This is a genomic window from Saccharopolyspora sp. NPDC050389, assembly GCF_040655595.1.
In the GTDB taxonomy this organism is placed as follows: Bacteria; Actinomycetota; Actinomycetes; order Mycobacteriales; family Pseudonocardiaceae; genus Saccharopolyspora.
On record NZ_JBFAKG010000096.1, the window covers coordinates 1 to 14,920 of the forward strand.

Genomic DNA, 14,920 nt, shown 5'->3' on the forward strand with positions numbered 1-14,920 from the left:
CCGCTACGAGCGCTACGCCAACCACTTCTGCGCCTTCCTCACCCTCGCCGCCGCCCTCACCTGCTACAAGAAACTCGCGAAATGAGACACGCTCTAAGTAGTTGAACGCCCTGTGGGTCTGGAGACGGCGGCGGAAGTCACGGATGTGGTCGGGCAGGATCTCGTTCATCCGCATCGACCTGAACTCCTCAAGCAGATACTTCTGGATGACCTGCTGGTAGCCCTGCCGGGTGTTGAGTTCCATAACGTGGTTCGGCAGCCACACCTCGGTCACATAGCGGCCGAAGCGCTGACGCCCAGTCGCCAGGTTGACGAATCTGCCGTCGGCGATCTGCGCCTCCGCACGCCGCCAGGCCCGCTCCGCGTCACGCTGCCGAGCGAATGTCCCCGCGGAGCGTTGCCGACCACGGAGGTCCCAGTAGTAGGCGGTGTAGCGCGAATCGCCGTAACTTGTGTAGCGCAAACGTGTGTACCCCATGACGATCACCTCATCCGGTCAACTTCGCTGGCGCAGGTGGCAGCGATACCGGTCGAGTGTGGGGAACGACCAGGGCTCGGAGTGAGGGCTGGACGCCCGTGTTTTTCCGGCCCTGGCTCGGTTCAGAATTGGCGCGCGAACACTGCCGCAGCGGACGGGCCGCGGCGCCGCCCGTCCGGGCAGGGCTCGGGAGTTTGGTCCTCGGTGTCCGGGGTGGGAGCGACAACTTGGGAGGATTTTGGGAGGATCGATGTGCGCTCAACTGCATCGAACTGCATTGAACCGTCCACAACGGAATCGCCCTGACCTGTGGGATCTCCAAAACCGCAGTTCAGGGCGATGTTGACGTCTGCCTTGACACGGAAGTTCTCTTCATCGCTATTTCAGCTGGTCAACACAGGCCCGCCGGTAGCTGTGTGGTGTCAGCACTATCAGGTGTATGGGTCGGTCCGGTCGAGGAGTTGATTTCCATCGGGCGGTGTTCAGGTCATCAGTTTTGACGCTGGCGATGGGCGGAAAATGGGAGGATTGTGCTGTCTTGTACAGTGTTGTAATGCGCTCAACGTCAGTGATCTGCACCGATTTGTGCTGCAGTTTCTTGGTTTTCGCTCGTCAGTGTCTCTTGTGGACATGTCTGGGGGTCAAGGGGTCGCAGGTTCAAATCCTGTCAGCCCGACAGCGGGAGAGCCCGCTGACATGGTACGAAAGTGCAGGTCAGCTGGCTTTTTCGTGCCCGGTTGTGGATCTTGGTTGATCGTCCCGATGGGTGCCGTCTCGATTTTTCGGCATTATGTTGACAAAGCGCGCACTTCGCCACATGGAAAATATCCTGTCATCGGCGATAGCGGATGTCCGAGAGTGCGGGCAGCCGGACGTGCGCATGGTCAGAAGAGGGTGCCGCGCACGAGCGAGCCATGCGATCGCTTCCAAGCCAAAGCGCCTAGGACGACCTCGTACCATCCACTGGCCGTCCCGGAGGGATCCTCCCTCTTTGTCAGGATGAGGTGAGACGCCTTGTGTGAGTGCAGGGTGCCGGTGCGAGGGCGGGATCGGAGATCCTGATAGAGGTATCCGCAACTCATCCGGATACAGGGGTCCACCGCGTGAGCGGAGTGTGTCAATATCGCCTTCGTGAGTGAGACCCCGCCGTCGCCGGAGATCGACACTTCGGTACCCAGCGTCGCCCGCGCCTACGACTACTTCCTTGGCGGCAAGGACAACTTCGAGGTAGACCGCGCGGTGCTGCGTCAGGCCATGGAGGTGCTGCCGGAGGCCAGGCTGCTGGCGATCGAGAACCGGCACTGGCTGACGCGGGTCATCCGCTTTCTCACCCGCGAGGCAGGCATCACGCAGTTCCTCGATGTCGGTTCTGGTCTTCCGACCAGGGAGAACACTCACCAGGTGGCACGGCGGATCGAGCGTGAAACCTCGGTCGTCTACGTCGACAACGATCCCGCGTGCCTAGCCTACGGACGGGCGTTGCTCGAGGAAAACGGCCTGACCCACTTCGTCAGCGCCGACCTGACCAAGCCGGACGAGCTGCTGTCGGATCCGGCCGTCAGAATGCACATCGACTTCGACACGCCACTGGCGCTCATCCAGTGCGGAACGATCCACCACGTCCCGAACGAGTTGCGCCCACACGAGATCATGAGGACATACATCGAGGCGCTGCCGTCGGGTTCGTACCTCGCGTTGACGCACTTCTTCAATCCGCAGGACGAGAATGGCTACTACGCCGACCTCGCCGGCCGCACCGAGAAATCCTTCCACGACGCCGACCTGGGCAGCGGCTTCTGGCGCACTCGCGAGGAGATCCAGTCCTACTTTGACGGCCTGGAGATGGTGGAACCCGGCCTGGCCTACCTCCACGACTGGTGGCCCGACGGCCCTCGCCTACGCCCGGTGACCGACGCGGAGCACCTTATCGTCGGGGGTGTTGGCCGAAAGCCGTGACGCCGGCTCACCGGAGTTCGGGTCGCGGTCCTGGAACCGGACGCGCTCCTGGTGCTGGCTGGGGTGTCCGGCCCCGGTGCGCCGGACGTGCAGCCCTTCCGGTTCTCCTGGGCGTTCGTGCTGCGACCGGAGCCAGGTGTCGGCACCCGGCTGGTCGTGCGGGAGTGCTTTCTCCCGCTGACCGTGCTCGCGCGGCTGGAGGTCGAGCTGGTCCTGCCGGTAAGCGCGGTGATGACCTGGCGGATGCTGCGCGGGATATGGGAGCGCGCGGAGCGGATGCCGGTCGCGCCGGAGTTTCCGTGTGCGCCCTCGTCCCAGGCTCAGCCCTGCCCTTGCCGGAAACTTCGTCCGGGCAGGTCAAGTGGCATGCTCGTACTCGTGGAGGATGCCGCCGAGGCGTCGGTGTGGGAGCGCTGGATGAGGTCGGGCGAATCGTAGACTTCCACCTCATGACGCGCGTTGGGACTGAGGACACCGCGGCACTGCTCCGGCTGACGGCGCTGCTGCTGATCGCAACCGGGACACTCCTTCCACCGCGGTGAGGTTCGCGCTCGACCGGTGATGGCCGGACCACCTCCACGTGTGTGGAGAGCACGTAGGCGCGGTTGCCGTCGGCGAGGTGCTTGACCGGACCACCTCCACGTGCGTGGAGAGCACCAGTGACGACGCAGATTCTGTCGCCGATCGACCGGACCACCTCCACGTGCGTGGAGAGCACAGGGCGCCGAGGGTGCGGGGATTGGTGGGCAGCGGACCACCTCCACGTGCGTGGAGAGCAGCGGGCTCGGATCCGTGCCCGGCTTCCGGTCCGCAGGTGCGGGCACCTCGATGAACGGTGCTGGGCACTCTGCCAGGGTGGGCGGCTTAAACCTCCAGTCGTGCACGGACCTGGCTTGTTGGTCCCGGGGTTGCCTGGCTGTGGTCCGGCTGCAAAGACCCTGGAGAAGGCCTCTCAGCCCGGATGAATCTTCAGGACGTCGTCTCTAACCACGGGCGAATGTCCGCTCATGCCGACGAGCGGATGTATTGGATCAGCGATTGGAGTTTGTGGTTGAACGATGTCCGCTGGTTCTTCGCGAACTCCAGTAGTTTCGGACGATCTTCATCGCAAGGTATTCGGCTCCGGCACGTCCGCGCGGACCTACAGTTGGACGCCCAGGTCGGCGAGGATTTCCCGGTACGACATCTCGTGGTGGTTGACCTTGATCTCCAGGCTGGCCCGGAGCGTACGCGGGTCGGAGTTGGCGGAGTAGGCGGTACACATCAGTTCCACCACGCAGGGCTCGGTGACGTCCACCCAGAACTGGTTACGCGAGAACACAGTCCGCTTGGCTTGCACGACGGGCACGCTCAACTCCATCCGCCACGTGCCCTCCGCATCCTGGGTCAATTGAAGGTGCTGGGTGGGCTCGTTCCAGTGCATGATGACGCTCCCCATGACATCTCCTGACTGGATCGTGCCGGCAGCGAAAGTCGAGTCGACCGGCCGCTTGACCGCCGGCTCGTGGTCCACAATGCGCGCGGTGCCGGACTTCGCGGCTACCACCAGTTCGAGGAGCAGGTTCTGCCAGCCTCTCACGTCGAGGTTCTCGATGGCGATCCGGAACGACCGGTACGCGTCGCGCTCGCGGTGGTAGCGAACCATCTCGCGGTAGTAGTCCGGGTTTGCCCGCGCGGATATCGAGAGGTCACCACTGTCCTCCGGCTCGCGCGTGATAACGAAGTCGGGTATGCGGTCCTCGTCCACGCAGACCGACCGCTCGACCTCCACCACTGCTGCCCGGGGCAGCACCTCGGGCGGGTCGCCCTGAGCCAGCCGCAGCGTGAGTACATCGCCATCTTGGTCGGACGCGTCCGTAGACTCGCTGACGGCGTTCTCCGTGATCAGTTCGCGGACCTTCATGGCGAGTTGGCGGGAGAATTTGTCGCGGAACTGGAGTGGCGTCTCGTACTTCTCGATCAGCCCAAGGGGGTAGGTCTTCTCCTTGAACTCCCGGAGCCGGGCGTACTCTTCGAGGTCTACGGATTCCAGGTCGACCTTAGCGCGGGAGAAGTAGATCATCACCGGCTTACCCGCCCGACCGACCCGCTCGACCTCCTCTGCGGTACCGCTCTCGGCGGCGGACGTAGGGGTGCCCATCCGGGTCCAGAACACACCGACTGCCATGTCGCAGTGGTCGACCACCTGCCGGTTGATCACCCCTTGAGCACGTTCACCCAACTCGGGCGACGAGTGCGTCTCCCACCGCAACGGCAGGAGGACGATCCGCTTCTCGCGCGAGTTGAGGTAGTTCCACTCGTGGATGACCTCGACGATAATCTCGCGCTCCGCTTGCACGTCACCCGGTGACGCAATGAGGATCTGGAACACGCGCGCATCAAAAGGCATACACCATTCTCCCCCGCCACACCCGAAGTCTTCACCGCGCTTCGAGAGGCTCGTCTTTCGGGCGCCCCGGGGGACGGAAAGCCGGGGTCGTCCCAAGCCGGAATTTTCCGTCTGCTTTGCCAGTTCCACGAGGAAGATGTGGCGGGCTGCCTGGTCTGCTGGTTGAACTGTGATGCCGCGAGAGTTCGAATGTCGGAATGGCGATGGGGTCTCCCGCAGGATCACGGTGTGTGCCGGCCCGGCGGATACCCGCCGAATGAGCACGTGTGTCAGTTTCGTTGCTTCGCGGGCCCCTTCGGGCGGCCCACCCACGCCTCCGTCGAGCCGTATCCGTGCCGGACGGCGATGCTCAGCAGATCGTCCTCGGCCCGGATGAGGTCGGCAGCGGCGACGGTCATGCGCCGCCGGCGCACGTATTCCGACAGCGGCATGCCAGCCAACGACGAGAACATCCGGCGCAGGTGGTACTCGGTCGTGCCGAGTGTCCTGGCGGATGCGTCGACGTCGAACTCCTCGGTGAGGTGTTCCTCGACAAGATCGACAAGCCGGTTGAGTGCCGAGATCATGAGGCCTCCCTTCGGCATCAACCCTGGCGGAAGGCACCACGGCCGTGCCCGACCATTGCGATCCGATCCGATCATCTGATCATGCGCTTGGACTGACGCGCGCTCATGCCGCAGAGAGTGTGAGGTGGAAGCAGGGGAGGGGTTGCCAACTTATTGCCAACAATCACCCGCAAGTGACGGCAAACGACGGCAGGCAACGCAAAATCGGCTTCCGGAGTTCGTGCAGCTAACCAAAAGTGTTGGCATACAACGACAAACGTTGTCGATCACGGACACGATATCAGAAGGATTGGCGTTCGCGTCTGCCTCGGTCGTCCCGGAGCTGGCGACGGCTGGAGCTCGCTCAGTGTCGGCTCCGGGTGCACTTTTGGTGCACAAAACAACGTCAAACGTCCGCAGGCAACCCTCTCTAATGGACATTTGCTTTCGCGATCAGTGCAGGCAGTGATAGGTGTTGGCGGAGGTTGTCAAACGTCCGTAAGCGTCGCCTTAGAATCCGCGGATGTTGAACATTGCTGTGGGGGAGCGTGCTGAACCGTGCCTGACCAGGACGTTCTCTTCGTCAGGGTTGGGTACACGATGGTTGACTCGCAGGGACGCGCGTTCATAAAGCATGGGTTTCGCATGGGCCCCCGACGCGGGTTCGGCGCCGCCGCGGGTGGCGGCGAATGTCGGGCGATGCAGCTTAGTGAGACCGCAGCTCTGGCTTCCTACGAGGCCAACTCTGGGACCCTCCCGGCCCGATCAAGGCAGCGCCTCAGCCGGACCGCGGCGGTTGTCCCGAGTTCGGCGAACGCTGCACGGAACTGCTCTCGTCACACATCCCAGCGAGGCGCTGGCTGATCGTGTTCGTCTGAGGCTCGGTGAACGAAATGCTCTTGGCCACCTTTCCGAGGATGCCGAGGAACTGGGGCCAGTCATCGACATGTTCGGTCGACAGCGCGAGCGACACAAGGTGCCGCCCATCGGGGTGCGGAAAGATCACCTGCGCCTGGCGTACGCGGTGAGTATTCGTGGCTGTTCCGCGCAAGGGCGCCGGAAGTTTCAGTCGTACTTCTTCGCCGACCGCCAATGCCTCACCCGCCGGGTATTCGAGGACGCGAACTTCTCGAGCGCGGCCAGGTTCTCGCAGTGCGTTGGCGAGAACGGACAGCGGACGCCGTGCTGGAAGCCTGGCCTCCTTCATCGTGATGCTCAGCTGCGCGATACTGATCTTGGATCGGGGCGCATCCGACCGGGCGATGCAGTTGCCCACATAGATCGCGCCCTGGCTGATCAGCTGCGAGAGCATGGTTTCCTGGCGCACCACCATGTCGAGTCGTTGCTCGGCTGTGGCTGACCGCAGCACAGCGGTGAGTGCATCGTAGGTCCTCTTGATGCGCTCCTCGGGGGCTTCGGTGAGGTCGATGTGGTGGAACTGCTCGGGGACGGAGAACCAGAGCGGTGCGCCCAACCCCGGTTTCGTCGTCGTGACGCGCATCGTGGTTCCTTATTTGGCGGGGGCGTTACCGAGTGCGTTGACCAGGGCCGACAAGAAACCATCCTTGTCCTTGCCGGACTTCACCTCGTCGCCGTTGTCAAACAGTCCGATAACGTTATTCGCTTGCAAAGAAACCGCGGCACTCGACAGCGCTCCATTCGACACTCTGGAGTAGATCTTGTCCGTGATCTCATTGGTTTTGGCAATGCCAGTACTCTTCTCGAAGAAATTCTTGACGATTCCGGGAGCGGTCTCGGGAATCTTTGCTGCTTCGTCCGCGAACGCTTGCCATCCTTTGAAGCTCGCGCCGATCGCGTTGAAACCGGGGATAACGCCGAGGACATCGCCGCCGACGGAGATCCACGATGCTGGATCGTCGAACTTGTCGTTGATCACCATGTCCCCGCTGTGCGCGCCGAGCGCCACCAAGCCGGTCACAACCATGACCGACGCGGCTGGAATGGTGAAGGGCGGGTAGAGCGCCAGGTATCCGCTGACAGCTGACACCAGTCCCGCGATGTCGCCAAGATCGCCGATGTGGTCGTCGAACCACTCGCCGGGGTTGCTGAAGAGCTCATCGAAGGATTCGAAGAAGGCTTTGCTCGGCGCCTTCTCGGCTGCCTCCCGTAAAGCCTTTGCGCAGGCGCGGCCATCGTCTTCCCAGAGCTCCTGGAGGTCCTCCGCTTTCCTGCGGACTGCTTCGAGAGCGTCCCACGCCTCGGCGCGGACCTCTTCGGGCTTGCCGGCCGTCCCGTCGTAGGTCTCCTGCGCCTTCTTCGCTTGAGCTTCGAGTTTCGTGGCGGCGGTCTGGTGCTCCTGCAACCTGGTGGACCACGTCGACAGCGCTTTGCCTGCTGCTTCCAGAGAATCATGTGCGTCACCGATGAACTTCGGCAGCTCGCCCAGCTCCTCGGCGAACGCCTTCGCGGCCTGGCCTTGCCAGACATCCTGCTGGGACTGCACAGCCTTCAGCGCCTCGTGCGCTTCCTTGGCGTACCCGGCTGCATCCGTGGCCTGTTTGGCGAGTCCGCGCACCGCCGCAACATCCCCACGAGCCGGGTCGAAGCCCAACGCCGGGAACGTACGTTCTGCTGCCATCTCGGGGCTACTTCTTCCTGGTCATGGCCGCCACGTCAGCGGCCATCTTCTCGAGATTCTTGCTGATGGCGGTGTCCAGCTCGGCGTATGACTGCTTGGTATCCACGACCGCGCTCGTGATCTGCTCGACCGTCTCCTTGATCTTGTCCAATCCTTCCTTCCAGTCCGTGCGGAAGTCGGCACATGCCTCGTCCAGCACAGCCGGCCCGATAGACCCGAGCCCCGCGTCCTGGATGCGCTTGGTCGCCTGATCAACGTTGTCCATGGCGCGTTCGAGGTTCTTCCGGAGCGCATCAAGGCCCCCAAGATCGACTCTGAAGTCGGTCATACTCGCTCCTGCCTGATGCTGGACTCCCACCCACAAGGCCCCGCACGGACTGCGGCCCTGCCTGATACCGCACGTCACGGATACCAGATGCCGTGGCGATTCCGGCTAGGCTACCGATCTTGAAAATCCCGGAACAAGCAGCCGTGCGGGTCACGCGCCACCCATCACGGCCGAATCCCGGCAAAACCTCGTCTCTCCGCCACGTGAACCACGGGCCCGCAGCACTAGCGCCTCCTCCCTTGCCCTTGTGGTGAGGTGAGGGGCGTGTGCCGCTCCGAGCACGTCCCGGCCTGGATGACTAACCCCAGCGTGTCGGCGTCCCACACCTCGTCCGCTGGAAACGGGCCAGGCCGTTGGGATCCCAGTAGCCCAGGTAGTCCTCCTACTTCTCCCACCGGAACTTCGCCCCCCAGGAGATGGCAACGCCGACCCAGGTCGAGAAGTTGTAGCGGATGACGGCGCTCGAGACGCTGGTCGAGCCCATGCCCGTGCCGCCGTGTCCCGCTCGAAAAGTCATCGCTGCAGCTCAGGCTGCGTATCGGTACTCATTGATCACACCGCCGAGAACACGGGTGCGGAGCAGTTGCCGGGCGTCGAGGCTGTGGACGGGAGCTGGTTGTTCCTGGCGTGCGGCAGGCAGTTGATCGCGACCTTGGTGTGGCCGATGCTCATTGAAGTGCCGTTGATACCTCGGCCAGTACGCGGCGAGCATGGTTCTCGCTCAGGATGAGGGTGTGGTCAAGAACTTCGCGGCGGATGCTGCTGATGACTCTTTCGCAGTGAGCGTTCGTCTTGGGCGCCCGGGGAGGCGACTTGAAGATCTCCATGTCCTCGGCTTCGAAGACCGCGTCGAAGGCGTTCTTGGCGGTCAGCTTGCGGTGCCAGTTCAGCAGTGTGCCCGGTGCGACGGGGAAGACCTGTGTGCAGCGGCGCCGGGGTATCAGGGACGACAGTGCTGCGAGCCAGAGCCTGTCGGCTGGCTCGTAGCGGACACGGCCCTGGAGTTGGCGGCGCAGCACCGCATTCTCGTGCCGCAGCACCAGCAGCTTTGCTTCCTTCGAAGTCTCGCGGCGCAGGAGCACGGCCGGGACGGCGAGGAGTTGCCGGGCGACCTTGTACAGCAGCGACACGAACATCCCGGCATGCTCCCAGACACGCGGCCAGTGATCTACAGGCCAAGGACCTGCGGCGATGAGTATTCGAGCGGCACAGGGGTCGGCATGCCAAGATTCGCCGAAGGACACGATTGGGCGGGCCGCGCCACCTGCGTCCGCGAGGCAGCGTGTGGTTGCGCATGTCGGTTCCGCCTTTGCGTCGGGTTTCCGGCGTTCAGGTGCGGGAAGCTAGTAGGGGGATCACGCCGCCTGCGATCACCGCTTCGACCTGTCGAGGGGATAGGCGGTGTCGCACTCGGAAGGTTCGGTTGCGGGTGGTGTTGCGTACGTCGAGTTCGTCACCGGTCAATAGGGCCTCGCGCAGGCCGTCGAGGACGAGGGTGTCGTCGGTGCCGATGTCGGCGTAGTCGCCGGGCTCGGAGAACTCCAGTGGCACGATGCCGAAGTTGGCGAGGTTCTGCCAGTGGATTCGCGCGAAGGACTTCGCGATCACCACTTGGAGTCCGAGGTAGCGAGGTGTGATCGCGGCGTGCTCTCGCGAGGAGCCCTGCCCGTAGTTGTGCCCGCCGACCACGATGTGGCCCTCGGGGTGGGAGCGGGTGCGGCGCGGGTAGTCGGTGTCGATCCGGGTGAAGGTGTACTCGGCCAGCGCGGGGATGTTGGAACGCAGCGGCAGGGCACTGGCGCCCGCCGGCGAGATTTCGTCGGTCGAGATGTTGTCACCGGCTTTGAGCAGGACCGGCGCCTCGAACCTGTCGGGCAGCGGCGGGAAGTCCGGCAGGGCGGAGATGTTGGTCCCTTTGACCAGTTCCACCGCGCGTGCCTGCTCTTCCGGAAGGGGTGGTACGAGCATGGCGGTGTTGACCGAGGCGTTTTCCGGGAGCGCGAGTTCGGGGTAGTCCTGGTCAAGGTCGCGCGGGTCGGTGATCACGCCGGTGAGCGCTGAGGCGGCCGCGGTCTCCGGAGAGCACAGCCACACCGAATCCCCGCGTGTGCCCGAGCGGCCGGGGAAGTTGCGCGGAAAGGTGCGCAGGGAGTTGCGCCCCACCGCGGGTGCCTGTCCCATGCCGATGCAACCCATGCAGCCGGACTGGTGGATTCGGGCCCCGGCCGCGATCAGGTCGAACGTGGCGCCCATGCGCGTCATGTCTTCGAGGATCTCCCGCGAGGTGGGGTTGATGTCGAAGCTGACCGCGTGGTCGGTCTGGCGGCCGCGGACCATCGCTGCGGCGATCGCGAAATCGCGGAGGCCGGGATTGGCCGAGGAGCCGATGACGACCTGGCTGATCTCGGTCCCGGCGACTTCCCGTACCGGTACGACGTTGTCCGGGGCGGAGGGGCGGGCGATCAGCGGTTCCAGCGTGGTCAGATCGATGTGCTCCTCGACGTCGTACGGCGCGTCGGCGTCGGCGGCCAGCGTCCGGAAGTCGTCCTCGCGGCCCTCGGCGCGCAGGAAGTCGCGGACTGCGGAGTCGGCGGGGAACACCGTGGTGGTCGCGCCCAGCTCGGCGCCCATGTTGGCGATGACGTGCCGGTCCATCGCCGTGAGCCCGCCCAACCCGGGGCCGTGGTATTCGATGATGCGGTTGACACCGCCGGAGACGCCGTGGCGGCGCAGCATCTCCAGGATCACGTCTTTGGCCGAGACCCACGGCGGGAGTTCTCCGGTCAGCCGCACGCCCCAGATCTCGGGCATCCGCACCCGCAGGGGGTGGCCGGCGATCGCCAGCGCCACTTCCAGGCCTCCGATGCCGATGGCGAGCATCCCCAGCGAGCCGGCCGCGCAGGTATGCGAGTCGGAGCCGACCATGGTCTTGCCGGGAAGACCGAAGCGCTGCATGTGGGTGGGGTGCGAGACGCCGTTGCCGGGCTTGGAGAACCACAGGCCGTAGCGCTGGCTAGCTGACCGGAGAAACTCGTGGTCCTCGGCGTTCTTCTCGTCAGTCTGGAGCAGGTTGTGGTCCACGTATTGCACGCTGATCTCGGTTCGGGCGCGCGTGATCCCGAGGGCTTCGATTTCCTGCATGACCAGCGTGCCCGTGGCGTCCTGGGTCAGGGTCTGATCGATGCTGATGGCCACCTCCGAGCCGGGCGAGAGATCGCCGTCGACCAGGTGCGAGGCAATGAGCTTGTGGGCGAGGTTGCGAGCCATCGACATCTCCTTCCTGACATAGGCGCACCACCTTTAGACCTACCCAGCATGTCGATCTGTGAAACGATGCTCACGTTCCTGGGCCAGGTGCCCGACCGGGGGCGGCAGCTCGCGCGTTCGCTGTTTCTCTGCGGTCGCCCAAGGGCGTGCTGATCCGACGCTTGCCCTGGCGCTGCGGCTGGGGTGCGATGTACGTGGCACCCTTGGTGGATCCAGCGGTGGGACGTGCTCAGGTTGCTGCTGGGCACGGATACCTGGCGCTGCAGGGCGCGGCGCGGGAGCAGCTTCGCCACGCGGCAGTTTCTGCTGTTCGCGTCGGTGGTGACCTTGGCGCTCAACGTTGCCGAACCTATTTGCGCGGGTCAGTTCGGCAAGGCGGCCTTTGATGGGGTGGGGCCGTTACTGTTGATCGGATGGGCGGAGGCCGGACCTGCGCTGCTGCAGGCGATCGCTACGACCGGTCCTTCACTCAGAGCCTCGGGCTTGGAGGTGCTGAAGACGTGGGTGTAAGTCCGACAGCGTTGCGCACGGCGGGGGACAACGCTGCTGGTCAGGCGGGCGGTGGCGGCAATGCCGTCGGAGGGGCTGCTGATGAGGGGCTTCTCTCGCACGCCGCCAAACTTGATGTGGCTCATTGGCTGCGGCATCGCCTGCCTATCTCGGCGGAGACGCCTCGCCGTCAGTTGCGCGTGGGTTCTTCGTGAAACAGATCTGGTACCCCAACTATGCGTAACTTGACGAACCGCGGACTCGGCGTAGCGAATGCGGAAGCGGGATCTGATTGCTGTACGCCTTCACTTGCCATCTCCGTGGAGAGCACCTCGGATGTGACCCCGCGGGCGCAGTCGGCGGGCCACTTTCACCTGCGGCGGTGGATCTTCGCAATGCTGGAACTCACCGGCAACTCGTGATGTTCAGATACCCGGATGGTGCCACCGCACGGTGAGCAGATCGCCGGCGGTGGGGTGGATGCCGGAGGGCGCAAGCACCAGGTCTCCCTCGTGCAGGACGGTCGCCGCTGCGGTGGCGCCTGTGAGGCGGTCTTGCACCAGCCTGCGCAGGCGTGCGCCGCACTGGCGGTAGAAGCGCAGCTGGGTGCGGCGGCCGAACAGCAACCAGCCCAGCCGGGTGATCGGGCCCAGGGCGGGCGAGCGTTGCGAGAAGCCGGTGATCACGAACTCGACCTTGCCGGACTCCAGGTCCTTGACGAGTTCGTAGCTCATTCTGCCGCGCTCGAGGTGGCCTTCGAGCGTCGCGTAAGTCCAGCCCCACACCTGCTGCGAGCCGCCACGCGTCTCGTCGACCACATCGGTCACACGCACGCCCATGTAGAAGCGCAACCCGTGGAAGCGCCCTTCGAGGAGCATGTTCCGCCCCAGCAGGGGGTCGCGGCCGTCGTAGACGGCACGGACGATCGCAGGCACCGAGAACTCGTAGTCCCGGACGAGTCGGCAGGCGATCTCCCAGGCGCCGCCGGGCTCCGGCGGGCCTGGTCGTTCGCGCGCGAGGTATTGGCGGTAGGTGTCGAAGTGCCATTCCGGCGGTTGGACTTGCTCAGCGGTGAAATTCACCTGGCAGTGCCGCAAGTTCCCCAGAGCTGAGACGTAGTCAACGCCGCGGAGCAGTCGAGCGCGCATCGCGACTTCGTTCGAGTTCGTGCAGTGAAGCACCGATCAACCACAGCGTTGGTGGCCACAAACCGGTGAACAGGGCTCGGCGCTCGGCGTTGCCGCGCTGTTCCTCGTCGACGGTCTTGGCCCTGACCCACAGGCCCAAGCACAGCAGAACCGACCCCAGCGACAGCACCTGCAGATGGGTGCTGCGCAGCCCGACCTGATGCAGTGCCCGAACGACCACTGGTCCTCCCCGTGTCATCGCTGGCGTTTCGGGGCATGACACGAGCATGCCCGGCCCGGGCAATCCGCGCGAAAGGAGTGCCGTTGTGGCGTCCAAGGTTTCTTTCGTCCGCCGCGCGCTCTCGGTGGCGCGTTTGCTGCTTGGCATGGCTTTGATCTCGTGGCGCTACCTGTGGCAGATCACGCCGCTGCACCGGAGCGAGGAGTGCGGAGATGAGTCGGACCTGCCCCCTGCGTTGCCCGATGACCTCATCGACGAGCGCTGCCAGCTGGTCGGTGATGGGACCGGCCAGCTGTTCCACCGCACCTTCAGCGTGCGGATCGAGGCCGGCGACCTCGACGCCCCCACGTTGATGGCGGTGGTCATGACCGATCTCAACCGAGCCTTCCCGCGCGAGGTCGCGACGGTGCAACGAACCCGAGGTAGGGAAGGTGGTCTGCGGGTCGGTGACGAGCTCGTGGTCCGGATGCCGGGGCCGTGGAACGCGCCGGTCCGGGTTGTGGCCTGCGAGGACGCTTCGTTTCGGATGGTGACGCTGCGGGGGCACCTCGAAGCCGGGCAGATCGAGTTCCGCGCCCGGCCGGAGGAAAAGGCGGTTCGATTCGAGATCGAAGCCTGGGCGCGCCCCAGCACCCGGCTGGTGAATCTGCTCTACGCACGAGCGCGGCTGGCCAAGGAAATGCAACTCAACATGTGGGTGCGCTGCTGTCTGCGCGCCGCCGACCTCGCCCACGGCCGAGCACGCGGAGGCGTCCATATCCACACGCGCCGCACGACTACATGCGCCCAGGAACCAAGAGCGGGTCCGGATTCAACGTCGACATGCCCCTGAGCCAGGGCTGCATCACAAAAAGGGGCGGTTCAGCCGCACCAACCCTGGATCGCGGTGGCGAAACGGGCCGTGAGTCGTGTGGCAGCTATGGCGGCCCAGACGACTCACGGCCGGCTACCGGCAGATTTCCGGTCGCTCGTTGCCCGGTGCCCGCGACGTTGCGGGTTTACCTTGGCGGCACGGCGTCACGAACCTCCAGGACATTTCAGGGGTGTGGGAGACATGTCCGAGGGTGCATCGGAAGAACCCGGCGAGGACCGGTTCGAGGTCGAGCCGGAGGATGGCGACACCGACGAACAGCAGAGCTACGACGAACTCGAGCTAGGCGGCGAGGCGAACGAGCCGCCGGACGTTTTCCTGGACATCCCTGTCCTGAAAGTGGACGAGATCAGCCTCGAGGTCGAGGATCTCCGCGCCCGGGTGTCCCTGCAAGCCGAGGTCCTGGACCTGCTCAAGCTCAATGTCGGGGTGGACGCGGCACTGGGGCGCGTAGCGCTCGAGATCAAGGGCGTCGAGGCGCAGGCGCTGTTGAAGGTTCGCCTCGACAACGTCGCCGCGATCCTGGACCGAGTGCTGAAGACGATCGACCGCAACCCGCAAATCCTCGAACACGTGACCCGGGGCGTGGAGTCGGCGGCCAAGGGTATCGGTGAGGGAGCTGGTGAGGCG

The 14,920-nt window shown here is 64.6% G+C and carries 14 protein-coding genes and 3 pseudogenes; 6 read left to right on the plus strand and 11 right to left on the minus strand.

Annotated elements, in window-relative coordinates; translation table 11 throughout:
• A pseudogene (locus tag AB0I53_RS40305) lies at positions 1–85 on the plus strand (IS5/IS1182 family transposase); the annotation flags it as partial.
• A gap of 96 nt (positions 86–181) precedes the next feature.
• Here the strand turns inward: AB0I53_RS40305 and AB0I53_RS40310 are convergent.
• Positions 182–478 (minus strand): annotated as a pseudogene (locus AB0I53_RS40310) (site-specific integrase); the annotation flags it as partial.
• Positions 479–1,609: 1,131 nt separating this feature from the next.
• On the opposite strand from AB0I53_RS40310, the gene AB0I53_RS40315 reads away from it, so the two are divergent.
• Entirely contained in the window at positions 1,610–2,434 is an 825-nt protein-coding gene (locus AB0I53_RS40315; protein WP_358614325.1) for an SAM-dependent methyltransferase, read from the plus strand.
• Positions 2,435–2,497: 63 nt separating this feature from the next.
• Positions 2,498–2,872, plus strand: coding sequence for a hypothetical protein (locus AB0I53_RS40320; protein ID WP_358614326.1), 375 nt, complete (start codon positions 2,498–2,500; stop codon positions 2,870–2,872).
• A 703-nt stretch (positions 2,873–3,575) separates the two neighbouring features.
• On the opposite strand, the gene AB0I53_RS40325 is transcribed toward AB0I53_RS40320, so the two are convergent.
• The 8 genes from AB0I53_RS40325 to AB0I53_RS40360 form a co-directional block, all read right to left on the minus strand.
• Positions 3,576–4,805 (minus strand): hypothetical protein, encoded by a 1,230-nt coding sequence (locus AB0I53_RS40325; RefSeq protein WP_358614327.1) that lies wholly within the window; start codon positions 4,803–4,805, stop codon positions 3,576–3,578.
• Between the two features lie 287 nt (positions 4,806–5,092).
• Complete coding sequence (locus AB0I53_RS40330; protein WP_358614328.1) at positions 5,093–5,389, minus strand: AraC family transcriptional regulator; 297 nt, start codon at positions 5,387–5,389, stop codon at positions 5,093–5,095.
• 757 nt (positions 5,390–6,146) lie between these two features.
• The gene (locus AB0I53_RS40335; protein WP_358614329.1) at positions 6,147–6,869 is read right to left on the minus strand and encodes a hypothetical protein; all 723 of its coding nucleotides are present in this window, start codon (positions 6,867–6,869) and stop codon (positions 6,147–6,149) included.
• Positions 6,870–6,878: 9 nt separating this feature from the next.
• A complete protein-coding gene (locus AB0I53_RS40340; RefSeq protein WP_358614330.1) occupies positions 6,879–7,967 on the minus strand; it encodes a WXG100 family type VII secretion target in 1,089 nt (362 codons plus the stop codon).
• Between the two features lie 7 nt (positions 7,968–7,974).
• Complete coding sequence (locus tag AB0I53_RS40345) at positions 7,975–8,295, minus strand: hypothetical protein (protein WP_358614331.1); 321 nt, start codon at positions 8,293–8,295, stop codon at positions 7,975–7,977.
• A gap of 382 nt (positions 8,296–8,677) precedes the next feature.
• Positions 8,678–8,812, minus strand: a complete 135-nt coding sequence (locus AB0I53_RS40350; RefSeq protein ID WP_358614332.1) for a hypothetical protein — start codon at positions 8,810–8,812, stop codon at positions 8,678–8,680.
• Positions 8,813–8,963: 151 nt separating this feature from the next.
• Positions 8,964–9,431, minus strand: coding sequence for a hypothetical protein (locus AB0I53_RS40355; protein WP_358614333.1), 468 nt, complete (start codon positions 9,429–9,431; stop codon positions 8,964–8,966).
• 193 nt (positions 9,432–9,624) lie between these two features.
• Positions 9,625–11,562, minus strand: coding sequence for an aconitate hydratase (locus AB0I53_RS40360; protein ID WP_358614334.1), 1,938 nt, complete (start codon positions 11,560–11,562; stop codon positions 9,625–9,627).
• 225 nt (positions 11,563–11,787) lie between these two features.
• On the opposite strand from AB0I53_RS40360, the gene AB0I53_RS40365 reads away from it, so the two are divergent.
• Positions 11,788–12,072, plus strand: a complete 285-nt coding sequence (locus tag AB0I53_RS40365) for a hypothetical protein (protein ID WP_358614335.1) — start codon at positions 11,788–11,790, stop codon at positions 12,070–12,072.
• A 404-nt stretch (positions 12,073–12,476) separates the two neighbouring features.
• Here AB0I53_RS40365 and AB0I53_RS40370 read toward each other — a convergent pair whose 3' ends face one another.
• A complete protein-coding gene (locus AB0I53_RS40370; protein ID WP_358614336.1) occupies positions 12,477–13,199 on the minus strand; it encodes a DUF1990 family protein in 723 nt (240 codons plus the stop codon).
• A complete protein-coding gene (locus AB0I53_RS40375; RefSeq protein ID WP_168588618.1) occupies positions 13,171–13,419 on the minus strand; it encodes a hypothetical protein in 249 nt (82 codons plus the stop codon). The genes AB0I53_RS40370 and AB0I53_RS40375 overlap by 29 nt, the downstream gene beginning before the upstream one ends.
• A gap of 145 nt (positions 13,420–13,564) precedes the next feature.
• Here AB0I53_RS40375 and AB0I53_RS40380 point away from each other — a divergent pair, with 145 nt between their 5' ends.
• Together AB0I53_RS40380 and AB0I53_RS40385 are read left to right on the plus strand one after the other, a co-directional pair.
• Complete coding sequence (locus AB0I53_RS40380; RefSeq protein ID WP_358614337.1) at positions 13,565–14,251, plus strand: DUF1990 family protein; 687 nt, start codon at positions 13,565–13,567, stop codon at positions 14,249–14,251.
• Positions 14,252–14,473: 222 nt separating this feature from the next.
• Positions 14,474–14,920 (plus strand): annotated as a pseudogene (locus AB0I53_RS40385) (hypothetical protein); the annotation flags it as partial.

Excerpts from the sequence above, each read along its gene's own strand:
- AB0I53_RS40370 (WP_358614336.1), bottom strand. The coding sequence starts at position 13,199 with ATGCGCGCTCGACTGCTCCGCGGCGTTGACTACGTCTCAGCTCTGGGG.
- AB0I53_RS40380 (WP_358614337.1), top strand. The coding sequence starts at position 13,565 with ATGGCTTTGATCTCGTGGCGCTACCTGTGGCAGATCACGCCGCTGCAC.
- AB0I53_RS40345 (WP_358614331.1), bottom strand. The coding sequence starts at position 8,295 with ATGACCGACTTCAGAGTCGATCTTGGGGGCCTTGATGCGCTCCGGAAG.
- AB0I53_RS40350 (WP_358614332.1), bottom strand. The coding sequence starts at position 8,812 with ATGACTTTTCGAGCGGGACACGGCGGCACGGGCATGGGCTCGACCAGC.
- AB0I53_RS40335 (WP_358614329.1), bottom strand. The coding sequence starts at position 6,869 with ATGCGCGTCACGACGACGAAACCGGGGTTGGGCGCACCGCTCTGGTTC.
- AB0I53_RS40340 (WP_358614330.1), bottom strand. The coding sequence starts at position 7,967 with ATGGCAGCAGAACGTACGTTCCCGGCGTTGGGCTTCGACCCGGCTCGT.
- AB0I53_RS40360 (WP_358614334.1), bottom strand. The coding sequence starts at position 11,562 with ATGGCTCGCAACCTCGCCCACAAGCTCATTGCCTCGCACCTGGTCGAC.
- AB0I53_RS40330 (WP_358614328.1), bottom strand. The coding sequence starts at position 5,389 with ATGATCTCGGCACTCAACCGGCTTGTCGATCTTGTCGAGGAACACCTC.
- AB0I53_RS40355 (WP_358614333.1), bottom strand. The coding sequence starts at position 9,431 with ATGTTCGTGTCGCTGCTGTACAAGGTCGCCCGGCAACTCCTCGCCGTC.